This window comes from Streptomyces sp. NPDC058371, from assembly GCF_042723265.1.
GTDB lineage: Bacteria > Actinomycetota > Actinomycetes > Streptomycetales > Streptomycetaceae > Streptomyces.
This window is the reverse complement of the sequence record NZ_JBHXJC010000006.1, coordinates 311,828-333,108: the sequence shown is the minus strand read 5'-3', so window position 1 is coordinate 333,108 and position 21,281 is coordinate 311,828. Positions and strand designations below refer to the sequence as shown.

Annotated in this window: 21 protein-coding genes and 1 riboswitch; of the genes, 16 read left to right on the top strand and 5 right to left on the bottom strand. The window is 70.3% G+C overall.

Annotation, left to right across the window (positions count from 1 at the left end; genetic code table 11):
• Positions 1–11: 11 nt before the first annotated feature.
• Positions 12–1,130 (bottom strand): glycine cleavage system aminomethyltransferase GcvT, encoded by a 1,119-nt coding sequence (gene gcvT / locus ACFWM2_RS21060; protein WP_383281841.1) that lies wholly within the window; start codon positions 1,128–1,130, stop codon positions 12–14.
• Between the two features lie 147 nt (positions 1,131–1,277).
• Positions 1,278–1,376: riboswitch (glycine riboswitch) on the bottom strand.
• A 204-nt stretch (positions 1,377–1,580) separates the two neighbouring features.
• On the opposite strand from gcvT, the gene ACFWM2_RS21055 reads away from it, so the two are divergent.
• From ACFWM2_RS21055 to ACFWM2_RS21005, 11 genes are all read left to right on the top strand, one after another.
• The gene (locus ACFWM2_RS21055; RefSeq protein ID WP_383281839.1) at positions 1,581–2,249 is read left to right on the top strand and encodes an AAA family ATPase; all 669 of its coding nucleotides are present in this window, start codon (positions 1,581–1,583) and stop codon (positions 2,247–2,249) included.
• Between the two features lie 67 nt (positions 2,250–2,316).
• The gene (locus tag ACFWM2_RS21050; RefSeq protein ID WP_383281837.1) at positions 2,317–3,084 is read left to right on the top strand and encodes an enhanced serine sensitivity protein SseB; all 768 of its coding nucleotides are present in this window, start codon (positions 2,317–2,319) and stop codon (positions 3,082–3,084) included.
• Positions 3,085–3,277: 193 nt separating this feature from the next.
• Positions 3,278–4,075 carry an enhanced serine sensitivity protein SseB C-terminal domain-containing protein gene (locus ACFWM2_RS21045; RefSeq protein ID WP_383281833.1) on the top strand — a complete coding sequence of 266 codons (798 nt, stop codon included), beginning with the start codon at positions 3,278–3,280 and terminating at the stop codon, positions 4,073–4,075.
• 440 nt (positions 4,076–4,515) lie between these two features.
• Positions 4,516–5,523, top strand: a complete 1,008-nt coding sequence (locus ACFWM2_RS21040) for an ABC transporter permease (RefSeq protein ID WP_383281830.1) — start codon at positions 4,516–4,518, stop codon at positions 5,521–5,523.
• A gap of 66 nt (positions 5,524–5,589) precedes the next feature.
• A complete protein-coding gene (locus tag ACFWM2_RS21035) occupies positions 5,590–7,368 on the top strand; it encodes an ABC transporter substrate-binding protein (protein ID WP_383281827.1) in 1,779 nt (592 codons plus the stop codon).
• A 117-nt stretch (positions 7,369–7,485) separates the two neighbouring features.
• Positions 7,486–8,484: an ABC transporter permease gene (locus tag ACFWM2_RS21030; RefSeq protein ID WP_383281824.1), complete on the top strand. Its 999-nt coding sequence runs from the start codon at positions 7,486–7,488 to the stop codon at positions 8,482–8,484.
• A complete protein-coding gene (locus ACFWM2_RS21025) occupies positions 8,481–9,578 on the top strand; it encodes an ABC transporter ATP-binding protein (protein ID WP_383281821.1) in 1,098 nt (365 codons plus the stop codon). Before ACFWM2_RS21030 ends, ACFWM2_RS21025 begins: the two co-directional genes overlap by 4 nt.
• 23 nt (positions 9,579–9,601) lie before the next feature.
• On the top strand, positions 9,602–10,882 hold the full coding sequence (locus ACFWM2_RS21020) for an ABC transporter ATP-binding protein (protein WP_383281818.1): 1,281 nt from the start codon (positions 9,602–9,604) through the stop codon (positions 10,880–10,882).
• A 95-nt stretch (positions 10,883–10,977) separates the two neighbouring features.
• A complete protein-coding gene (locus ACFWM2_RS21015) occupies positions 10,978–12,369 on the top strand; it encodes a M1 family metallopeptidase (RefSeq protein WP_383281815.1) in 1,392 nt (463 codons plus the stop codon).
• Between the two features lie 65 nt (positions 12,370–12,434).
• Positions 12,435–13,100 carry a trimeric intracellular cation channel family protein gene (locus ACFWM2_RS21010; protein ID WP_383281812.1) on the top strand — a complete coding sequence of 222 codons (666 nt, stop codon included), beginning with the start codon at positions 12,435–12,437 and terminating at the stop codon, positions 13,098–13,100.
• An 81-nt stretch (positions 13,101–13,181) separates the two neighbouring features.
• On the top strand, positions 13,182–14,042 hold the full coding sequence (locus ACFWM2_RS21005; protein ID WP_383281809.1) for a thioesterase family protein: 861 nt from the start codon (positions 13,182–13,184) through the stop codon (positions 14,040–14,042).
• Here the strand turns inward: ACFWM2_RS21005 and ACFWM2_RS21000 are convergent.
• On the bottom strand, positions 14,035–14,625 hold the full coding sequence (locus ACFWM2_RS21000; protein ID WP_383281806.1) for a TIGR03086 family metal-binding protein: 591 nt from the start codon (positions 14,623–14,625) through the stop codon (positions 14,035–14,037). The genes ACFWM2_RS21005 and ACFWM2_RS21000 overlap by 8 nt on opposite strands.
• A gap of 114 nt (positions 14,626–14,739) precedes the next feature.
• Here ACFWM2_RS21000 and ACFWM2_RS20995 point away from each other — a divergent pair, with 114 nt between their 5' ends.
• Positions 14,740–15,717, top strand: coding sequence for a helix-turn-helix transcriptional regulator (locus ACFWM2_RS20995; RefSeq protein WP_383281803.1), 978 nt, complete (start codon positions 14,740–14,742; stop codon positions 15,715–15,717).
• A gap of 548 nt (positions 15,718–16,265) precedes the next feature.
• Here ACFWM2_RS20995 and ACFWM2_RS20990 read toward each other — a convergent pair.
• On the bottom strand, positions 16,266–16,892 hold the full coding sequence (locus ACFWM2_RS20990) for a TetR family transcriptional regulator (RefSeq protein ID WP_383281800.1): 627 nt from the start codon (positions 16,890–16,892) through the stop codon (positions 16,266–16,268).
• A 219-nt stretch (positions 16,893–17,111) separates the two neighbouring features.
• Here ACFWM2_RS20990 and ACFWM2_RS20985 point away from each other — a divergent pair, with 219 nt between their 5' ends.
• From ACFWM2_RS20985 to ACFWM2_RS20975, 3 genes are read left to right on the top strand one after another with little or no spacing between them, the layout of a single operon-like run.
• The gene (locus ACFWM2_RS20985) at positions 17,112–17,279 is read left to right on the top strand and encodes a hypothetical protein (protein ID WP_383281797.1); all 168 of its coding nucleotides are present in this window, start codon (positions 17,112–17,114) and stop codon (positions 17,277–17,279) included.
• A gap of 44 nt (positions 17,280–17,323) precedes the next feature.
• The gene (locus tag ACFWM2_RS20980; RefSeq protein WP_383281794.1) at positions 17,324–17,590 is read left to right on the top strand and encodes a DUF4190 domain-containing protein; all 267 of its coding nucleotides are present in this window, start codon (positions 17,324–17,326) and stop codon (positions 17,588–17,590) included.
• 60 nt (positions 17,591–17,650) lie between these two features.
• On the top strand, positions 17,651–18,820 hold the full coding sequence (locus ACFWM2_RS20975; protein WP_383281791.1) for a cysteine desulfurase family protein: 1,170 nt from the start codon (positions 17,651–17,653) through the stop codon (positions 18,818–18,820).
• 192 nt (positions 18,821–19,012) lie between these two features.
• Here ACFWM2_RS20975 and ACFWM2_RS20970 read toward each other — a convergent pair whose 3' ends face one another.
• Positions 19,013–19,687, bottom strand: coding sequence for an N-acetylmuramoyl-L-alanine amidase (locus ACFWM2_RS20970; RefSeq protein WP_383281788.1), 675 nt, complete (start codon positions 19,685–19,687; stop codon positions 19,013–19,015).
• A 60-nt stretch (positions 19,688–19,747) separates the two neighbouring features.
• Here ACFWM2_RS20970 and mnmA point away from each other — a divergent pair, with 60 nt between their 5' ends.
• Positions 19,748–20,875, top strand: coding sequence for a tRNA 2-thiouridine(34) synthase MnmA (gene mnmA / locus ACFWM2_RS20965; protein ID WP_383281785.1), 1,128 nt, complete (start codon positions 19,748–19,750; stop codon positions 20,873–20,875).
• Positions 20,876–20,914: 39 nt separating this feature from the next.
• On the opposite strand, the gene ACFWM2_RS20960 is transcribed toward mnmA, so the two are convergent.
• Positions 20,915–21,238: a DUF427 domain-containing protein gene (locus ACFWM2_RS20960; RefSeq protein ID WP_383281782.1), complete on the bottom strand. Its 324-nt coding sequence runs from the start codon at positions 21,236–21,238 to the stop codon at positions 20,915–20,917.
• Positions 21,239–21,281: the final 43 nt, after the last annotated feature.

Here is a 21,281-nt window from a genome sequence, read left to right as displayed (position 1 = left end):
GTACGGAACGACTACTTCTGGCGCTTGTAGAACGGCAGCGCCACGACCTCGTACGGCTCGTGGCTGCCCCGGATGTCCACACCGACCCCGGTGCTGCCCGGCGCGGCGTGCGCGGCGTCGACGTAGGCCATGGCGATCGGCTTGCCCAGCGTCGGGGACGGCGCGCCCGAGGTGACCTCGCCGACGACCTTGCCGTCGGCGACGACCTGGTAGCCGGCGCGGGGCACCCGGCGGCCCTCGGCGACGAGCCCGACGAGCACCCGCGGGGGGTTCTCCCGGGCGCGGTCGGCGGCCTCGGAGAGCGCCTCGCGCCCCACGAAGTCGCCCTCCTTCTCGAACTTCACGACCCGTCCGAGCCCGGCGTCGAAGGGCGTGAGCGCGGTGGTCAGCTCGTGCCCGTACAGCGGCATGCCCGCCTCCAGGCGCAGCGTGTCACGGCAGGACAGACCGCACGGCACGAGGCCCACCGGGGCGCCCGCCTCGGTCAGCGCCTGCCACACCTTCTCGGCGTCGGCCGGGGCGACGAACAGCTCGAAGCCGTCCTCGCCGGTGTAGCCGGTGCGCGCGATGAGTGCCGGGACGCCCGCGACCGTGCCGGGCAGACCCGCGTAGTACTTCAGGCCGTCGAGGTCCGCGTCGGTCAGCGACTTGAGGATGCCGGGGGACTCGGGGCCCTGGACGGCGATGAGGGCGTAGGCGTCGCGGTCGTCGCGGACCTCGGCGTCGAAGCCGGCGGCGCGCTCGGTCAGCGCGTCCAGCACCACCTGGGCGTTGGAGGCGTTCGCCACGACCATGTACGCGTGCTCCTGGAGCCGGTACACGATCAGGTCGTCGAGGATGCCGCCGTCCGCCCGGCAGATCATGGTGTAGCGGGCGCGGCCGACGCCGACCGAGGCGATGTTGCCCACCAGGGCGAAGTTCAGTAGTTCGGCGGCCTGCGCTCCGGTGACCGTGATCTCGCCCATGTGGGAGAGGTCGAAGAGTCCGGCCCTGGTGCGGACGGCGAGGTGCTCGTCGCGCTCGGAGCCGTAGCGCAGGGGCATGTCCCAGCCGGCGAAGTCGGTCATCGTCGCGCCCAGCGAGCGATGCAGGGCATCGAGCGCGGTGTGACGGGGGGTGTTACTGCTCATCGGTGGGGCTCCCAAGGCATGACGGCGAGGTCGTTCCTCCCCATCTGTCATCGGAACCTGAGAGGTTCATCACGACCCCGCGAATCGGTGGTCATGACTTGCACCTTGGGTGGAGCCACTGGTCAGCGGCCCGCTTTTCAGATGTGCCTCGCCCGCGCGGTAACGGGGCCTGAGAGATTCAAGGGAGGGACTTGCTCCTTCGGCGCCCGGGGACTTCTGTCCCCAGGACTCTCCCGCGCGGATTCAAGCGGCCGGTATGCAGTTGGCGGGCACATCATTGCACGCATCCGTCCGGCATGGCAGGGGCACCCGAACAGCTGCCCGGGGAGACCGCGGAGAGCTGTGACCGGCCTGTGGCACGACAAGGACGGAAACGGGAGGCGCACCGCATTACCTTCTCTTTACACTCAACGGGGATGGGACTCCGGACCCAAGGGGAGGACGATCACGGTGAACAGGACCACGGCGTACGCGACGATCTCCGGCATCGCGCTGCCCAAGCAGCCCGCCGCCCCCGCCCGGGAGGCCTGCGGACCGCGGCCGGTGGCCGTCGTCCGTGATCTGCGCGAGCGCGCCGGACGCAGCCCGCACGGCCTCACCTTCGGCGCCGCCGACCTCGTCGTGGTCACCGGCCTGCCCGGCAGCGGCAAGTCGACCCTGATGCGCCGGGCGGTGAGCGGCAGGCGCGTCGACTCCCAGGACACCCGCGACCACTGGGACACCCGCCTCGCCCGCTTCCTGCCGTACGCGCTCTACCGCCCGCTCGTCCGGGCCGCGCACTTCGCGGGGCTGCGCCGCGCCCTGCGCTCGGGAGCCGGCGTCGTCGTGCACGACTGCGGTACGCAGGCCTGGGTGCGCCGCTGGCTCGCCCGCGAGGCCCGGCGCCGGGGCGGCACGCTGCACCTGCTGCTCCTCGACGTCACGGCGGACACCGCCCTGGACGGCCAGCGCGAGCGCGGCCGCGGCGTCTCGCGCTACGCGTTCCTGCGCCACCGCACGGCGGCGGCCCGGCTGCTGCGGTCCGTCGAGAAGGGCGACCTGCCGGAGGGCTGCGGCTCGGCGGTGCTGATCGACCGGGACGCGGCGGACGTGCTGCGCCGGATCGATTTCGGCGGCTGACTCCGTGAGCGCGCGCACCCGTTAGGGTTTCCAGCCGGAACAGCGGTTCACAGCAGGCGGTAGACAGATGGACTTCCCGGCACAGGCGCATCCCCATCCGCACGGCGGATGGCCCGGCAACGAACTGGAGGAGGTGCTCTCCGCCTCTCTCGGAGTCCCCTCGGCCGGCGCCCGCATCGTCGAGGTGCTCGGCCGCAGCTTCCTGTGGATCCCGCTGCCGAACGGCGGCGGCCCGCACAGCGGCCCCCTCGACCTGCCCACGCTGGAGCTCGACGGCCAGGTGTACGTCCCCGTCTTCAGCTCGGAGGAGCAGTTCCGCCAGGTCGTCGGCGGGCACATGGCGTACAGCATCGCGCCCGCCGTCGAGTTCGCGCGCGGACTGCCGCCGCAGGTCGGCCTCGCGGTCAACCCGGACGGTCTGGTCGGCGTCCCGCTGCCGCCGGCCGCCGTGGCCGAGTTGTGCCGCACCGGGCGGACCCCGCTGGACGGGCCCGCGAGCGGCGGCCGGGTGCGGCTCTTCGAGCCGGACTGGCAGGAGGAACCGGTCGACTTCCTGTCCGCGGCCTCGGCCGAGTTCGCGGACACCGGCGTCGTACGGACCGCCCGGCGCTGCCTGGCCAGCATCGAGGGCGACGACCCGGTGATGTTCGTCGGCGTCGAGCTCTCCGACTGGGAGGGCCCCGCCCGTACGCTGCCCCTGGACGCGCTGGGCCGGGCGCTCGGCCGCGTCCCGATGGACCGGCCGGTGAACCTGCTGCTCCTCGATGTCGCCCAGGACCCGGTGGGCGACTGGATGCGCGCCCAGGTGCGGCCCTTCTACCAGCGGGAGTACTGAGCGCGCGGCCCCGGACGGGCGGCGCCACGCGGACCCGGGAAGCCGTGCGTCAAGTCGCTGTCAGGAACGCCGCATAAGCTGGTTTCATGGCTCGGTCGAGGTGTTGACGCGGCTCCGCACGGGATGCCGTACGCAGCGGCTCGGGGGTTATGGGTGAGTTCATGGTGATGTGTTCGCGAAGGGGCGGTTGAAGGTGAGCGCGTCGGGCACGGCCGCGGCCGGGCAGGTCGAGCACATGCTGCGCCAGGTGACGCCCGGGCGTTACGACGCCTACGAGGCGCTCCTGCGCGCGCTCGCGACACCGTCGAACGGCCAGATCTGGATGCTCCTGTGGCACGGCCAGGCCGGCTCCCCGGACGCCCAGTACGGGAACATGGAGGTGGACGGCTTCGGCTACGCCCCCTGTGTCACGTCAGCCCAGGAGCTCTCGGCCAGCGGCTGGAACCGCTCGTACGAGGTCGTCGACGGGCTGGACGTCGCCCGCACCCTCTACCCCGACCAGTTCGGTCTCTGGCTGAACCCGCACGCGCCCGGTGGCGGAGTCGGCATCCCCTGGCTGGATCTGCGCCGGATCGCCGCCGGCCTGGAGCGCCAGCCCGCCGGCCCGCTGCGGCTGTCCGAGCCGGGCATCGAGATCCCGCAGTTCTACGCCCTCCTCACGCAGAACGCGCACCGCACGCCCGCGGTGCGCTCGCTGCGCCGAGCGTGGGTCCAACCCGCGCTCGGGGCGCCGTATCTGGCCATCGGCCTCGACGTCTACGACACCTCGCCGCCCGCGGTCGACTCGGTGCGGGCGATGATGCAGCAGTCGATCGGGGCGGTTCCGGACGGACTGCCGGTGTCGACCGTCGCGATGTCCGACGAGTCCGACCCGGTGGCGATGTGGCTGCGTGCCCAGGCCCGGCCCTTCTACGACCGTGAGGCCCACGCGGCCCCGGCCCAGGCGCCGGTCGCCGGCGGGTACGGCTACCCCCAGCCGCGGGCGTACTGACCGAACTCCCCCGCGCCGCCCTCGCCCTGCCGCGCACGGGGGCGGGGCCGTCCCGGCGCCGGCGAGGGGGCTCGGCGGGGTCGTTCCGTCGCCTCGGCGGGCAGCGCGCACGGCCTGCGGGACCGCGCTGACCAGTGCGCTCGAACGCGTAAGGGTCTGATGCCCGCTTTGGGGCTGACCCGGCCGGATAACGGGCCTCGCGCCCCTTTCTGCCCCAACTGCCCCGTGTCCGACCCCCGTTACCCGCCGTCCGGATAACGGAACCCCCCAGCCCGCATCACGTTTAGGCATCCATTCACCGTCAAGTCTGGCAACAGATCGCCGAGGCGTTGAAGACTCCCGCTCCAGGGGCGTTCGCCCCTTTGTACGACGGACTGATCATGCCGCTACAGCGGCACGTGTGGGCCGGCTACCGCCGGTTGAGAGGGGTCCCTGCCACGATGACGGCACCATTGCACGAGCCGACCGCTGAAGCGGCCCCGAGCGCGGCCGAGGAAGCGGCGCTGGTCAGCGCCGACGCGAAGGCGGTTCAAGGACGCTCGCTGGGCCGGATCGCCTGGGAGCGCCTCAAGCGGGACAAGCTCGCCCTGACGGGTGGCGTCGTCGTGCTCGTGCTGATCCTGATCGCGATTCTCGCGCCGCTGATCACCAACCTGGTCGGCCAGGATCCCGAGTCGCACCACGAGACTCTGATCGATCCGCTGTTCTCCACGCCCACCGGATCCTTGGGCGGCATCAGCGGTGACCACCTCTTCGGTGTCGAACCGGTCAGCGGCCGCGACATCTTCGCCCGAATCGTCTACGGCGCCCGCGTCTCGCTCCTGGTCGGCTTCCTGTCCGCCCTGGTCGCCGTGGTCTTCGGTACCGTGCTGGGCATCCTGGCCGGCTTCTTCGGCGGCTGGGTGGACGCGGCCATCAGCCGCGTCATGGACGGCCTGCTGGCTTTCCCGCAGCTGCTGTTCATCATCGCGCTGGTCTCGGTCATGCCGAACGAGATGCTGGGCCTGACGGGTACGGGCGTCCGCCTGTTCGTCATGATCCTGGTGATCGGCTTCTTCGGCTGGCCCTATGTCGGCCGTGTGGTGCGGGGACAGACGCTCTCGTTGCGTGAGCGCGAGTACGTGGAGGCCGCACGCAGCCTCGGGGCCGGGCGCTTCTACATCCTGTTCAAGGAGCTGCTGCCCAACCTCGTCGCTCCGATCATCGTGTACACGACGATGATGATCCCCACCAACATCCTCACCGAGGCGGCGCTCAGCTTCCTGGGTGTCGGTGTGAAGCCGCCGACGGCTTCGTGGGGACAGATGCTCTCCTCCGCGATCGACTACTACGACTCGGACCCCATGTACATGGTGATCCCGGGTGTAGCGATCTTCATCACCGTGCTCTCCTTCAACCTCTTCGGCGACGGCGTCCGTGACGCTCTCGACCCGAAGGGTTCTCGCTGAACTGCCGTACCCCCTAGGGCCCGCGACCTATCCGCGGGCCGCTACATACACGGAGGATCCGAGATCGTGACTACCCAACGCACCACAAGCCGGCGCAAGCAGGCCGTGGCCGCAGCCGCCGTGGTCGGCGCCCTGCTGACCACGGCTGCGTGCGGCGGCGGCGGCGACACCAAGGACGGCAAGAGCGGCGCGGCCGGCTTCAACGCCGGTAACAACAAGGTCGCGAACGCCTCGTCCAAGAAGGGCGGCGAGCTGAAGTTCGCCGGAGCCCAGGACGCCGACTCGTGGGACACCACGCGTGGCTACTACGGCTTCGCCTGGAACTTCATGCGCTACTACAGCCGTCAGCTCGTCACCAACAAGGCCGAGCCCGGCGCCAAGGGCGCCGAGGTCACCCCGGACCTCGCCACCAGCACGGCGAAGATCTCGGACAACGGCCTGACGTACACGTACACGCTGCGTGACGGGGCGACCTGGGAGGACGGCAAGCCGATCACCTCCAAGGACGTCAAGTACGGCATCGAGCGGGTGTGGGCGCAGGACGTGCTGTCCGGCGGTCCCGTCTACCTGAAGGACGTCCTGGACCCGAAGGGCACCTACAAGGGCCCCTACAAGGACAAGTCCGCGGACAAGCTCGGCCTGAAGGCGATCGAGACGCCCGACGACAAGACCGTCGTCTTCAAGCTGCCGAAGGCCAACTCGGACTTCGAGGAGATGCTCGCGCTGACCTCGGCCTCGCCGGTCCGCGCGGACAAGGACACCAAGTCCAAGTACGGTCTGCACCCGTTCTCCTCCGGCCCGTACAAGTTCCAGTCGTACACGCCGAACAAGAAGCTGGTGCTGGTCCGCAACAACGAGTGGAAGGCGTCCTCGGACCCGATCCGCAAGGCGCTGCCGGACAAGATCTCGGTCACCTTCTTCACCAACGCCAATGACATGGACCAGCGCCTGATCAACGGCGACTACGACCTGGACATCGGCCAGACCGGTCTCTCCCCGCAGGGCCGCACCACCGCCCTGAAGCAGCACAAGGCGAACCTGGACAACCCGGTCTCGGGCTACATCCGGTACGCGACCTTCCCGCAGAGCGTGAAGCCGTTCGACAACGAGCACTGCCGCAAGGCCGTGATCTACGGTGCCGACCACGTCTCGCTGCAGACCGCGCGCGGTGGCCCGATCGCCGGTGGTGACATCGGCACCAACATGCTGCCGCCGTCCATCCCGGGCTCCGAGGGCCAGAAGTACGACCCGTACGAGTCGGCCACGGCCAACAAGAACGGCAACGTCGCCAAGGCCAAGGAAGAGCTCAAGGCCTGCGGCAAGCCGAACGGCTTCAAGACCACCGTCGCGGTGCGCAACAACAAGCCCGTCGAGGTGGCGACCGCCGAGTCCCTGCAGGCGTCGCTGAAGAAGATCGGCATCACGGTCGACATCGAGCAGTTCGACGGTGCGCAGACCACCGGCATCATCGGTAGCCCCTCCAACGTCAAGAAGAAGGGCTACGGCATCATCATCATGGGCTGGGGCCCGGACTTCCCGACCGTCCAGGGCTTCGGTTTGCCCCTGTGGGACAGCAAGTACATCCTCGACAGCGGCAACAACAACTTCGCGCTGATCAAGGACAAGGCGATCGACGGCCTCTTCGACGACTACGTCAAGGAGCTCGACGACGCCAAGAAGACCCAGCTGGCCACGGAGATCAACCACAAGGTCATGGAGGGCGGCTACTACCTGCCCTTCGTCTTCGAGAAGTTCATCAACTGGCGCTCGAACCGGCTGGCCAACGTCTACACGACCGACGGCTACAGCGGTGAGTTCGACTTCGTCAACCTCGGCGTGAAGTAATCCCGACCGGCGCACCCGCCATAAGGCACGAAAGGCAGGTGAAGGCCGGCGCGGCGTGACCCGTGGGCCACCGGAAGACCTCCGGTGGCCCGCGGCCCCGCCGCCGGGCCGAGAGCAGTGCTCGCTTACCTCATCAGGCGGCTCTTCGCCGCCGCAGTGATGCTGGTGGTCATCATTCTGGTGGTCTTCGGCATCTTCTTCCTCGTCCCGCGGTGGGCGGGCGTAGACCCGGCCACGATGTTCGTGGGCAAGCAGGCCGACCCCGCAGCCATCGAGGCGGTTCGGCAGAAGCTGGGCCTGGGCGACCCGATCTTCCTCCAGGTCTGGGAGTTCTTCAAAGGCCTCTTCGCAGGGCGCACTTACGCGGCCGGCGGCGACGTCACCCACTGCGCTGCTCCCTGCTTCGGCTACTCCTTCCGTAACGAGCAGGCCATTTGGCCGGTGATCACCGACCGCTTCCCAGTGACCCTGGCTCTCGCGCTCGGTGCCGCCATCCTGTGGCTGATCTTCGGTGTCGCGGCGGGCGTGCTCTCCGCGCTCAAGCGCGGCTCCCTCTGGGACCGCGGCGCGATGTTCGTCGCGCTCGCGGGTGTCTCGCTTCCCATCTACTTCACCGGTCTGCTGTCGCTGGCGATCTTCAGTTACGGGTTGGGCTGGCTCGACGCCCAGTACGTCCCGATCGAGGAGAGCGTCACCGGCTGGCTGGGCGGCATGCTCCTGCCCTGGATCACGCTCGCCTTCCTCTACGCGGCGATGTACGCCCGGATCACCCGCGCCACCATGCTGGAGGTCATGGGTGAGGACTACATCCGCACCGCACGGGCCAAGGGCCTGCGTGAGCCGGTCGTCATCGGCAAGCACGCCATGCGCTCGACCATGACGCCGATCCTCACCATGCTCGGCATGGACCTCGGCGCCCTGATCGGCGGCGCGATCCTCACCGAGACCACGTTCAGCCTTCCCGGCCTCGGCCAGGCCGTACTCAAGGCGATCAGCGACAAGGACCTGCCCGTCATCCTGGGCGTCACGCTGATCACCTCGCTCGCGGTCATCTTCGCCAACCTCATCGTGGACATCCTGTACGCCGTGATCGACCCCCGAGTGAGGCTGGCATGACCGAACTCAGCAAGAGCGGAGCAGCGGTCGGCGAGCCCGTCACGAACTCGCCGGCGCCGTCCGCCTTCCTCGAAGTACGCGACCTGAAGGTGCACTTCCCGACCGACGACGGCCTGGTCAAGTCCGTCGACGGGCTCAGCTTCACGCTGGAGAAGGGCAAGACCCTCGGCATCGTGGGCGAGTCGGGCTCCGGCAAGTCGGTGACCTCGCTCGGCATCATGGGCCTGCACACCGCGGGGCAGTACGGCAAGCGCAAGGCGCAGATCTCCGGTGAGATCTGGCTGAACGGCACCGAGCTGCTGTCGGCGGACCCGGACTACGTACGCAAGCTGCGCGGCCGCGAGATGGCGATGATCTTCCAGGATCCGCTGTCGGCCCTGCACCCGTACTACACGATCGGTCAGCAGATCGTGGAGGCGTACCGGATCCACCACAACGTCGACAAGAAGACCGCGAAGCGCCGCGCCGTCGAGATGCTGGACCGGGTGGGCATCCCGCAGCCGGACAAGCGGGTCGACAACTACCCGCACGAGTTCTCCGGCGGTATGCGCCAGCGCGCGATGATCGCGATGTCGCTGGTGAACAACCCCGAGCTGCTCATCGCGGACGAGCCGACGACCGCCCTCGACGTCACCGTCCAGGCGCAGATCCTCGACCTCATCCGGGATCTGCAGACGGAGTTCGGATCCGCGGTCATCATCATCACGCACGACCTGGGCGTCGTCGCCGAGCTCTCGGACGACATCCTGGTGATGTACGGCGGCCGTTGCATCGAGCGCGGTCCGGCCGAGAAGGTGTTCTACGAACCCCGGCACCCCTACACCTGGGGTCTGCTCGGCTCGATGCCGCGTCTCGACCGTGACCAGACCGAGCGCCTCATCCCGGTCAAGGGGTCCCCGCCCTCGCTGATCAACATCCCGTCCGGCTGCGCCTTCAACCCGCGCTGCCCGTACGCGGACGTCCCCAAGGACAACGTCACCCGCACGGTCCGCCCCGAGCTGTCCGAGGTCGGCAGCAAGCACTGGGCCGCCTGCCACATGACGCAGGAGCAGCGGGAGCGGATCTGGATCGAAGAGATTGCGCCGAAGCTGTGAGTGAGAACGCAGAGGACAAACCAGTGAGCATCCCTGCACAGAGCGGCGGCGCGACCCTCTCCAAGGACGCGGCGCCCGGCGAGGTCCTGCTCAAGGTCACCGGACTGCAGAAGCACTTCCCCATCCGCAAGGGCCTGCTGCAGCGCCGGGTCGGTGCCGTCCGCGCCGTCGACGGCATCGACTTCGAGGTCCGCTCCGGCGAGACCCTGGGCGTCGTGGGCGAGTCGGGCTGCGGCAAGTCGACGATGGGCCGGCTGATCACCCGGCTGCTCGAACCGACCGCGGGCAAGGTCGAGTTCGAGGGCAAGGACATCACGCACCTCGGTGTCGGCGCCATGCGCCCGATGCGGCGTGACGTCCAGATGATCTTCCAGGACCCGTACTCGTCGCTGAACCCGCGCCACACCATCGGCACGATCGTCGGCGCTCCCTTCAAGCTCCAGGGCGTCTCGCCCCAGGGCGGCATCAAGAAGGAAGTCCAGCGGTTGCTGTCGGTCGTGGGTCTCAACCCCGAGCACTACAACCGCTATCCGCACGAGTTCTCCGGCGGTCAGCGCCAGCGCATCGGCATCGCCCGCGCGCTCGCGCTCAACCCGAAGATGGTCGTGGCGGACGAGCCGGTCTCGGCGCTCGACGTGTCGATCCAGGCGCAGGTCGTCAACCTCCTCGACGACCTCCAGCAGGAACTCGGCCTGACGTACGTGATCATCGCGCACGACCTCTCGGTGGTGCGGCACGTCTCGGACCGGATCGCGGTGATGTACCTCGGCAAGATCGTCGAGCTCGCCGACCGCGAGTCGCTCTACAAGGCGCCGATGCACCCGTACACCAAGGCCCTGATGTCGGCCGTGCCGATCCCGGACCCGGCCCGGCGCAACATCAAGAGCGAGCGCATCCTGCTCAAGGGCGACGTGCCCTCGCCGATCTCGCCGCCGAGCGGCTGCCGCTTCCACACCCGGTGCTGGAAGGCCACGGAGATCTGCAAGACCACCGAGCCGCCGCTCCTGGAGCTGAAGCCCGGTCAGCAGGTCGCCTGCCACCACCCGGAGAACTTCGAGGACCAGGCTCCGCAGGACACGGTGCTGCTGTCGGTCGCGAGGGAGGCGGTGGAGCTGGTGCCCGAGGCGGTGCTGGCGGAGACCACCACGGTGGCCGTCAAGGAGGCGACCGGCGTGACCGGCCCGGCGGCCGGGACCACCGAGGAGCCCGAGGCGCCCGCGGGCGGCAGCACGGCTGCCGCAGGGGAGAAGTCGACGGAAGCGGACGTCGAAGAATCCTCCGGTCAGGAGTCAACCGACAAGTAGGCCATGACGATTCAGTAAAGTCATGAACATGCCCGAACGGGAGAGTGCAGAGTCTCGCGTGTCCGTCTGACCGGATCACGTTCGAAGGGACGCTCATGGCATTCTCCCGTTCAGCACGTCTGGGGGCCCTCGCAACCGCGGCGGCCTCCTTTTTCGTCATTGCCGCGTCCTCCGCCCCCGCCCCGGGGGCCGACGGCATCGGAGACTCCTACTTCCCCCAGCTCGGCAACGGCGGCTTCGACGTCCGCCACTACGACCTGGACGTGGCGTACGCCCCGGACACCGACCGACTCGACGGCCGTACGACCATCACGGCCCGCGCCACCAAGAACCTCTCCTCCTTCGACCTGGACCTCCAGAAGCTGGAGATCACGCGGGTCGAAGTGAACGGCAGACGTGCCGAGTTCACGCGCAACGGCGACGAGGTGCGGGTCACCCCGCGCGCCTCCCTGGCGAAGGGACGGACCTTCAAGGTGACCGTCACCTACGGTGGCGTCCCCGAGCCTCTCGGCGGCCCGATCATCTTCGGCTCCGACTACGGCTGGATGAAGACCGCCGACGGTGTTTTCGTCGCCTGCGAGCCGAACGCCGCCTCCACCTGGTTCCCGTCCAGCGACCACCCCTCCGACAAGGCCACGTACGACATCCGCATCAAGGCACCCAAGGGACTGACCGGCGTCTCCAACGGCCGTCTGATATCGACGTACGACAAGGGCTCCAAGACGGTGACGCACTGGCGTGAGAGCAGGCCGATGGCGTCCTACCTCGCGACCGCGACGATCGGCAGGTTCGATGTGAAGACGGGGCGGACCCCGGCCGGCACGCCCATCTACGTCGCCATCGACCCGGTCCTCGCGAACAGCAACAGCGTTGACGTGTACGGCGTGACGGCCGAGGCCACCGACTACTGGTCGCAGATCTTCGGTCCCTACCCATTCGAGGAGACCGGCGCGATCGTCGACGACATGCCGCAGGCCGGGTTCTCGCTGGAGGTCCAGTCGAAGCCCGCGTACTCCGCCGTGCGCTCCGAGGGGACCATCGTGCACGAGCTGGCCCACCAGTGGTTCGGCGACTCCGTCTCGGTGGACCACTGGAAGGACATCTGGCTCAACGAGGGGTTCGCGACCTACGCCCAGTGGCTGTGGTCCGAGCACAAGGGCGTCCGCTCGGCGCACGACTCGTTCCTGGCCGGGTACACCTCGCGTCCCGCGGGCGCGGCCTTCTGGCAGACGGTGGTCGCCGACCCGCAGCGCGACACCATGTTCGCCTCGGCCGTCTACAACCGTGGAGCGATGACGCTCCAGATGCTGCGCGAGCGCATCGGCGACACCGCGTTCTTCAAGCTGCTGCCCGCCTGGACGAAGGCGCACCGCTACGGCAACGCGAACTCCGCCGACTTCATCGCGCTCGCCGAGAAGATCTCGGGGCAGCAGCTCGACGATCTGTTCCAGACCTGGCTCTACACCACGGGCAAGCCCACCGTGTAGCCCGTACTGCCGTCGCGGGGTCCTGCTCTGCAAGGTTCGCGCCTGTCGACGGGTAAGAATGTCGGGTGCTCCAGAACCTGTTCAGCCCGTCCGTCCAGCACACGCTCGACCTGATCGGCATCTTCGTCTTCGCGATCTCCGGCGCGCTGCTGGCCGTCCGCAAGAACTTCGACGTCTTCGGCATCGCTGTGCTCGCCGAGGTCACCGCGCTGGGCGGCGGGCTGTTCCGGGACCTGATCATCGGTGCCGTACCGCCGGCCGCCTTCACGGACCTGGGGTACTTCATCACTCCGCTGCTGGCCGCGCTGCTCGTCTTCTTCCTCCACCCGCAGGTGGAGCGGATCCAGTTGGGCGTGAACGTCTTCGACGCGGCCGGGCTCGGCCTCTTCTGTGTCGCCGGCACCACGAAGGCGTACAGCTACGGGCTCGGCCTCACCCCGTCGGCGGCCCTCGGCCTCGCGACGGCGGTCGGCGGCGGTGTGCTGCGCGACGTCTTGGCCAACGAGGTGCCCTCGCTGCTGCGCTGGGACCGCGATCTGTACGCGGTGCCCGCCATCGTCGGCGCCACGATGGTCGTCCTGTGCATCCGCTACGACATGCTCACGCCGTTCACCAGCGGCCTTGCCGTGGTCACGGCCTTCGCGCTGCGGCTGCTCGCGATGCGCTTCCACTGGCGGGCACCGCGCGCCTGGAACCGGCGCTCCACGGTGAGCGAGGAGGAGACTGCCTAGGGTGTGTCCGCCCCAGTGGGTGTCGTACGGCCGCACCGGTAAAAGCTACCGCTTAGTAATCAATTGTTGTACCGTTCTGGCATGCCAGAAGCAGCTTCCGTACAGGCCGCGCGGGCCACCATCGGCGACAGCGAGTTCGACCGCGACACGGCGGTCACTCCCCGCGAACCCGGCGTCTACGGCATCGACCTCTCCGCCGGGTGGACGATCAGCAACGCCGTCAACGGCGGCTATCTGCTGGCCGTCCTGGGCCGCGCCCTCGCCGACGCCCTGCCGCACTCCGACCCGTTCACGATCTCCGCGCACTATCTGACCGCGTCCCGGCCGGGACCCGCGGTCGTCCGCACGGACGTCGTACGGACCGGCCGCACCCTGTCGACCGGCCAGGCCTCGCTCTTCCAGTACGACGACGAGGGCCGCGAGGTCGAGCGGATCCGGGTGCTCGCCTCGTACGGGGACCTCGACGCGTTGCCCGACGACGTCCGTACGACGGCGAAGCCGCCCGTGATCCCGCCCATGGACCAGTGCTTCGGTCCTCAGGACGCACCGGCCCCCGACCCCGGCAGCTCCGCCATCGCCGAGCGGCTGATGCTCAAGCTCGACCCGGCGACGCTGGGCTGGGCCCTCGGATCACCGTCCGGCAGGGGCGAGATGCGGTCCTGGTTCGGCCTCGCCGACGGCCGTGACGCGGACGCCCTCTCGCTGCTCCTCGCGGTCGACGCGCTGCCGCCGACCGCCTTCGAGCTGGGCCTGTCCGGATGGGTGCCGACGGTCGAGCTGACCGTGCACGTCCGCTGCCGGCCGGCCCCGGGCCCCCTGCGGGTCTCCATCACCACCCGCAACCTCGCCGGCGGCTTCCTGGAGGAGGACGCCGAGGTGTGGGACAGCGCGGACCGGCTGGTCGCGCAGTCCCGTCAGCTCGCGCGGGCGCGGCTCAGCTGACCCGCAGCGGCAACCGGCCCAGATGGGCCGCCAACCGCCCATAGGCGTCGGCCCCTTCGGGGGCCGGAGCCGCCGAGGCGAAGGGCAGGTCGTCCCCGCGCTGCTCGTCGGGCAGCAGCCGGCGGGCGATCGTGAGCGCGAACTCGGCCAGTTCCGGGTCGAGTTCGAGCGGCCGGCCGAGCGCCTCCGAGAGATCCCAGGTGTGCGTGACGGCCTCCATGACGTACCCCGACAGGGCGCCCCGGCCCGGCGTCTCGCCCCACGGCACCCGCACCGGCGCGTCCAGCCGCGCGTCGTCCGCCCACGCGCGCAGGACCTCCGCCCTGACCTCGTCGTAGGCGGCCGGCCAGCCGTCGTCGGGGACGCCGTCGACGTACGGCCGCACGGCGAGCCCGTCGCCGCCCGCGCCGACCACGGCCGCCCGGCGGGTGCCGCCGGCGATGTGCGAGAGCAGTGTGCGGACGTCGTACTCGGAACACGGTGTGGGGTCGGTCAGCTGCTCCGGACGGACGGTCCTGACCAGCGCGGCGATCTGTTCGGTGGCGCGGTCGTACACGGGACGGGGGTCGGGCGCGGCGTTCATGTCGCATCTTCCTTCGGTCGGTCCTGCTGGAGTGCTGCGCTCAGATTCGCCGCATAACCTGACAGTTCCCGTCAACATTTGCGGACCTCTTCGGAAGAGCGGAATCCTGGGCCCGTGAAGTCCGACCGACTGCTCTCGATCCTCCTGCTGCTGCAGACCCGCGGCCGTGTCCCCGCGCACGAACTGGCCACCCGGCTGGAGGTGTCGGTGCGCACCATCTACCGCGACGTCGAGGCCCTGTCGGCCTCCGGCGTCCCGGTGTACGCGGAGCGCGGGCGGCACGGCGGCATCGAGCTGCTCGCCGGGTTCCGTACGGACGTCACGGGGCTGACCGCCGACGAGTCCCGCGCCCTGTTCATCCTGGCGGCCCAGGGCGCGCACGCCGCACTCGGCCTGGACGCGGCGCTCGGCTCGGCGCTGCGCAAGGTGATGGCCGCGCTGCCGGCCCCGCACCGGCCGGCCGCCGAAGCCACCAGCCGCCGGGTCCTGGTCGACTCGACGCGGTGGAAGGGCGGACCGCAGCGGGCGGCCGATCTGGACGTGCTGCAGGACGCGGTCTTCGCCGACCGCCGGCTGCGGCTGCGGTACCGGCACAGCGGTGCCGCCGCGCCGAGCACGTACACCGTCGATCCCTACGGGCTCGTGTGCAAGGCGGGCGTCTGGTACCTCGTCGCCGACCGGAGCGGCACGCCCCGGCTCTTCCGGGCCGACCGGGTGCGGTCGGCCACACCGCTGGCGGACCCGGTGCGGCGCCGCCCGGGCGTGGAACTCGCCGACGCCTGGGAGGTCCTGCGGCGTCAGGTGGAGGACAGGCCGGGCGGGATCGAGGTGACCGTGCGGGTGCGGCGGGACTTCCTGGACATGTTCACGCGGCTCACCGCGTCCGCGCTGACCGCACTCCCGGAGGACGACGGCGAGGGGGAGTGGGTGACCGCCCGCCTCGAGTACGGCGCCGTCCCCCATGCCCGTTCCCTGCTTGTCTTCGCGGACCGGATCGAGGTGGTCACACCGCCCGAGGTGCGCGAGGAACTGGCCGGGGCCGCGGCTTCGGTCACGGAGCTGTACCAGTCGGACGGCCGAGCGGGAGCGTGAACGCACAGGTCAGCTGGGTGAGTTGAGGTCGACTTTGCCGTAACCACAGGCTGAGCACAGCGCGGGCCCAAGCAGGGCCTATGGGCGGTTGATTGCATGCGCTTCTCAGATTCCGTTCATCTTCGGGAGTTGCTCCTCATGAAGCGCGTCCATCTCGTCCCCGCCGTCGCTCTGCTCGCTCTGTCGCCCTTGCTGGTGGCCTGTGGGTCGGGATCCTCGTCTTCCTCCTCCACCAGCGGAAGCTCCGGCCAGCAGAGCTGTCAGCCGCGGTCCGGCATGCCGAGCGGGCGGCCCAGCGGCGCGCCCTCGGGGCGGCCGTCGGGCGCGCCGTCCGCACGGCCCTCGGGTGCGCCGTCGGGGAGGCCCTCGGGCTTCCCCACGGGCAAGCGCCCCTCCGGTGCTCCCTCCGGCATGCCGGGCGGCGGCTGCGGCGGCTTCGGCGGCCGCGGGCAGGGGCAGCCGACGAAGGGCTGACCCGGGGGAGTCCCTTCCGCCCGGGCGGTCAGCCCAGCCAGTGGCGGTGATCGGCCCGGTCGTCGGCGGGGCGGTCAGCCCAGCCAGTGGCGGCGGCCGATGCTGATCAGCCGCATCTGACGGCTCGCCACCCGGGCCACCCGGTCCCGCTCGTCGTCCGAGGCCTCCAGGGCCTCCAGGAAGAGCGAGGCCGTCATCAGCATCTGGTCGACGTACAGGGCGGCGAGCATCAGCAGATCGTCGTCGCTCCACCCCGCCGACTCGGGGTGCTTGGCCAGCTCGGCCTTCACCTCCTCGGCGAAACGGGCCAGTTGGTCCCGGATCGCCTCCCGCACGGGCTGAACGCCGCCGTGCCGCTCACGGGCGATGAACCGGACGTGCGCGGGACAGGTGTCCACGTGGCGGGCGATCAGATCGACGGCGCGCGCTATGCGTTCGTCGCTGTCGCCGGCCGCGGACACCGTGTCCGCGATCATCGGGTGCAGGCTGCCCAGCGCCTCCTCGACGAGCGCCACCCCGAGATCCGCCGTGGAGCGGAAGTGCCGGTAGAAGGCCGTCGGGGCGACCCCGACCTCGCGGGTGACCTCGCGCAGACCCAGGCTGCTCAGGCTCTGCTCCCCCAGCAGGCCCAACGCCGCGTCCAGGAGCGCCTGCCGGGTCTTCTGCTTCTGGGCCTGCCGGATGCCGAGGGTGTGACTCATGCCATGCAGTTAACAACTGTTCTCTGGAATTTAAAAGCCGTCGGGCGCGCTAGACTCTGAAGTCAGTGAACAAGTGTTACTACAACCGTTCACTGAACCGTCAAGTCCCTGAAACATGCGGGATGTTGGGTGCAGTACCGAATCAGGATTGATCGGTGTATGACCGGGCATTCGGGATGTTCGAGACATGAACGACCAAGACTTCACGAGAGGAACGTCATGCTGATCCTCGTCGCCGCCCTGCTGCTGATGGGTGTCGTCCTGGGCTCCGTGGCCCACGCGCCGCTGCCCCTCACCCTCCTCGCCGCCGTCGTGATCGGCGTCTGGCTGGTCGTCTTCGCGGTCCGCGAGCGGCACTCCCGCCGGCGCCACACCTCCGCCGGCTGACCGCCGATCACCTCCGCCCACCACCAGTTGGAGCTGACCACCTCATGGAACTCACCGCCACCCCGGCCCGCAGGGCCGGCACCCGGGACGCCGACGGCATGGCCGTCGCCTCCTTCATCCTCGGCCTCCTCGGCCTGCTGGTCCTGAACGTCTTCCTGGGCCCCGTCGCCATCGCCCTCGCGTCCGTCGCCCTCTGGCGCGGTACCGCCCGCAAGGGTCGCGCCTTCCTCGGCCTGGGCCTCGGTGTCGCCGACCTGATCGTCCTGGTCGCCTTCATGCAGTTCGACAACACGGTGTCCTGGAGCTTCTAGGGGCGCACACCCCCGGGGGGCCGAGTCGATCGATCGCAGGCCCGTAGAATCGGGCCCACCATGGCTTACCTCGACCACGCCGCGACCACCCCGATGCTCCCCGAGGCGGTAGAGGCCCTGACCGCCCAGCTCGGGATCACGGGCAACGCCTCCTCCCTGCACGCCGCCGGCCGCCGAGCCCGGCGGACGGTCGAGGAATCCCGCGAGACCCTGGCGGACGCCCTCGGCGCACGCCCCAGTGAGGTGGTCTTCACCTCCGGCGGCACCGAGGCCGACAACCTCGCCGTGAAGGGCCTGTACTGGGCCCGCCGCGACGCCGATCCCGCCCGCACCCGCGTCCTCACCAGCCCGGTCGAGCACCACGCCGTCCTCGACGCCGTCCACTGGCTCGGCGAACACGAGGGCGCCACGATCGAGTACCTCCCGGTCGACGCATACGGCCGCGTCCACCCCGAGGCGCTGCGCGAGGCCATCGCCCGCGACCCCGGCGACATCGCCCTCGCCACGGTCATGTGGGCCAACAACGAGATCGGCACGGTCATGCCGGTCCGTGAACTGGCCGACGTCGCCGCCGAGTTCGGCATCCCCCTGCACGCCGACGCCGTGCAGGCCTTCGGACAGGTGCCCGTCGACTTCGGTGCCTCCGGACTCGCGGCCATGACCGTCTCGGGCCACAAGATCGGCGGCCCGTACGGCATCGGCGCACTGCTCCTCGGCCGCGAGTACAGCCCCGTACCCGTCCTGCACGGCGGTGGTCAGGAGCGCCACGTGCGCTCCGGCACCCTCGATGTGCCCGCCATCGCCTCGTTCGCCGTCGCCGGTCGGCTGGCCGCCGAGCAGCGCGAGTGGTTCGCGCGGGAGATCGGGGCGCTGCGGGACGACCTGGTGGAGGTCGTCCGCAAGACCGTCCCGGACGCGATCCTCGGCGGCGACCCCGCCGGTGCGGGCCGTCTCCCCGCCAACGCGCACTTCACCTTCCCCGGCTGCGAGGGCGACTCGCTCCTGCTGCTGCTCGACGCCCAGGGCATCGAGTGCTCCACCGGGTCCGCGTGCACCGCCGGTGTCGCCCAGCCCAGCCACGTCCTGCTCGCCACGGGAACGGATCCCGATCTGGCCCGCGGCACCCTCCGCTTCTCCCTCGGCCACACCTCCACGGCGGCGGACGTCGAGGCGGTCTCTCGCGCCATCGGACCGGCGGTGGAACGCGCCCGCACGGCGGGTCTGACGTAGCTGTCGGAGGGAGGCCGGCGCTCAGGCGGCGGCCGGCGGGAAGGCGGGCGCTGACGCGGCGGCCGGTGGGGGGACCGGTGCGCGGTCGGCGGCAGCGACGGGTGCGCGGCCGCCGGGGGAGCGAGCGGGCGGCCGCCGTGAGGGCAAGCGCGCGGCCGGGAGGGCGGGTGCGCTGCCGGGAGGGCGGGTGCGTCAGGTCTTCGCGGTACGGGCCTCACGCACCAGTCGTATGTACCGGTCCCAGTCCCAGTGCGGTCCCGGGTCCGTGTGATCCGTGCCGGGGACCTCCACGTGCCCGATGATGTGTTTCCGGTCGACGGGGATGCCGTACCGCCCGCAGATGCCCGCCGTCAGCCGCGCCGACGCCGCGTACATCGCGTCCGTGAAGGACGAGGCTTGGTCGACGAAGCCCTCGTGCTCTATGCCGACGCTCCGTTCGTTGTACTCCCTGTTGCCCGCGTGGAAGGCCACGTCCAGCTCGCGGATCATCTGTGTGACGTGCCCGTCCTTGCGCACGACGTAGTGCGCGGCCGCGCCGTGGTCCGGGTCCTGGAAGACCTTCACCGCGCTCTTGAAACTGCCCTGGGTGACATGGACGACCACCATGTCTATGCCGTAGTCGTCCGGGCGGTCCGCCCGCCGCCAGTTCGCCGGCGACGCCGCCACCCACTGGGCGCCCCGGAAGTCGACCGCACCCGCTGTGCGCGGCTTCTCCACGCCGGGCAGCCGCCACCACAGGTGCCCCAACTCGTCGCGGGCCAGCGCGAGCGTGCCCACCGCGGCCACCGCCCCGCCGATGAGCAGCGTGCGCCGCCCGATGCGCCGGTCCGCGTCCCGGCCCCCGGCCCCGCCCTTTTTCGCCCCCATGCGATCTTCAACGGATACTCGCGGGTCCCGGTTCCCGCGGCCCCGTACCCTGGAGGGGCTATGACTGAGATCCCGCAGCGCCCCCGCCCCCTCCGCGTCCTCGCCGCCATGTCCGGCGGCGTGGACTCCGCCGTGGCCGCCGCCCGCGCGGCGGAAGCAGGCCATGACGTGACGGGCGTGCACCTCGCGCTCTCCGCCAACCCGCAGTCCTTCCGTACGGGCGCACGCGGGTGTTGCACGATCGAGGACTCGCGTGACGCCCGCCGGGCCGCGGACGTCATCGGCATCCCGTTCTACGTGTGGGACCTCGCCGAGCGCTTCCGCGAGGACGTGGTCGAGGACTTCATCGCCGAGTACGAGGCCGGGCGCACCCCCAACCCCTGCCTGCGCTGCAACGAGAAGATCAAGTTCGCGGCGCTGCTCGACAAGGCGCTCGCCCTCGGCTTCGACGCCGTCTGCACGGGCCACTACGCCCAGGTGATCGTCACCGAGGACGGCACCCGCGAGCTGCACCGCGCCTCCGACATGGCCAAGGACCAGTCGTACGTCCTCGGAGTGCTCGACGACCGCCAGCTCGCGCACGCGCTGTTCCCGCTCGGCGACACGGTCACGACGAAGGACGAGATCCGCGCGGAGGCCGAGCGCCGGGGCCTCGCGGTCGCCAAGAAGCCGGACTCGCACGACATCTGCTTCATCGCCGACGGCGACACCCAGGGCTTCCTCGCGGGCCGCCTCGGCAAGTCCGAGGGCGACATCGTCGACGAGTCCGGGGCGAAGCTGGGCACGCACGAGGGCGCGTTCGGCTTCACGATCGGCCAGCGCAAGGGGCTGCGCATCGGCACCCCGGCCGCCGACGGCAAGCCGCGCTACGTCCTGGACATCTCACCGGTGAACAACACCGTGACGGTCGGCCCTGTGGACGCGCTCGACGTGACCGCGCTGACGGCCCTCAAGCCCCGCTGGTGCGGCGCCGCGCCGACCGCTCCGGGCACCTACACCGCCCAGCTCCGGGCTCACGGCGGCGAGACCGAAGTGACCGCCGCGCTGGTCGACGGCTCCCTGGAGGTCACCTTCGCCGAGCCGGTGCGCGGAGTCGCCCCCGGCCAGGCGATCGTGCTCTACGACGGCACACGTGTGGTCGGCTCGGCGACCATCGCGACGACCACGCGCGCGACCGTCGACGCGTAGCCGGAGCCGGGCCCCGGGCGGGTCTGACCCCGGCCGGGGTCAGACGACCTCCACCTCGTAGAAGCAGAGGTGGTCCTTGATCTCGGCGACGTCGGGCTTGGGGTCGGGATAGCCCCAGACGAGGTCGGCCGCGTCCGGGAGCGACCAGTAGGACGCCGTGCCCTTGAACGGGCAGTACGAGTGGGTCCCGGAGGCCGTCAGCAGGTCGAGACGGACGTCCTCCGGCGGCAGGTAGTAGCGCACGGGGAGGCCCGTCTCGCGCAGCAGCAGCGGGCGCTCGCTCTCCGCGACGACCTGCCCGCCGTGCACCACGCGTACGTGGTCCGTGCCCTGTTCGATGGTGATCGTGTGTCCTTCAGCCATACCTGGACAGCACCGGCCGGACCGGAGTTCTTCCCTCGTACGG

Excerpts from the sequence above, each read along its gene's own strand:
- gcvT (WP_383281841.1), bottom strand. The coding sequence starts at position 1,130 with ATGAGCAGTAACACCCCCCGTCACACCGCGCTCGATGCCCTGCATCGC.
- ACFWM2_RS21040 (WP_383281830.1), top strand. The coding sequence starts at position 4,516 with ATGACGGCACCATTGCACGAGCCGACCGCTGAAGCGGCCCCGAGCGCG.
- ACFWM2_RS20980 (WP_383281794.1), top strand. The coding sequence starts at position 17,324 with ATGGAACTCACCGCCACCCCGGCCCGCAGGGCCGGCACCCGGGACGCC.
- ACFWM2_RS20975 (WP_383281791.1), top strand. The coding sequence starts at position 17,651 with ATGGCTTACCTCGACCACGCCGCGACCACCCCGATGCTCCCCGAGGCG.
- ACFWM2_RS21000 (WP_383281806.1), bottom strand. The coding sequence starts at position 14,625 with ATGAACGCCGCGCCCGACCCCCGTCCCGTGTACGACCGCGCCACCGAA.
- ACFWM2_RS21015 (WP_383281815.1), top strand. The coding sequence starts at position 10,978 with ATGGCATTCTCCCGTTCAGCACGTCTGGGGGCCCTCGCAACCGCGGCG.
- mnmA (WP_383281785.1), top strand. The coding sequence starts at position 19,748 with ATGACTGAGATCCCGCAGCGCCCCCGCCCCCTCCGCGTCCTCGCCGCC.
- ACFWM2_RS21050 (WP_383281837.1), top strand. The coding sequence starts at position 2,317 with ATGGACTTCCCGGCACAGGCGCATCCCCATCCGCACGGCGGATGGCCC.
- ACFWM2_RS21005 (WP_383281809.1), top strand. The coding sequence starts at position 13,182 with ATGCCAGAAGCAGCTTCCGTACAGGCCGCGCGGGCCACCATCGGCGAC.
- ACFWM2_RS20970 (WP_383281788.1), bottom strand. The coding sequence starts at position 19,687 with ATGGGGGCGAAAAAGGGCGGGGCCGGGGGCCGGGACGCGGACCGGCGC.
- ACFWM2_RS20960 (WP_383281782.1), bottom strand. The coding sequence starts at position 21,238 with ATGGCTGAAGGACACACGATCACCATCGAACAGGGCACGGACCACGTA.
- ACFWM2_RS20985 (WP_383281797.1), top strand. The coding sequence starts at position 17,112 with ATGCTGATCCTCGTCGCCGCCCTGCTGCTGATGGGTGTCGTCCTGGGC.
- ACFWM2_RS21025 (WP_383281821.1), top strand. The coding sequence starts at position 8,481 with ATGACCGAACTCAGCAAGAGCGGAGCAGCGGTCGGCGAGCCCGTCACG.
- ACFWM2_RS20990 (WP_383281800.1), bottom strand. The coding sequence starts at position 16,892 with ATGAGTCACACCCTCGGCATCCGGCAGGCCCAGAAGCAGAAGACCCGG.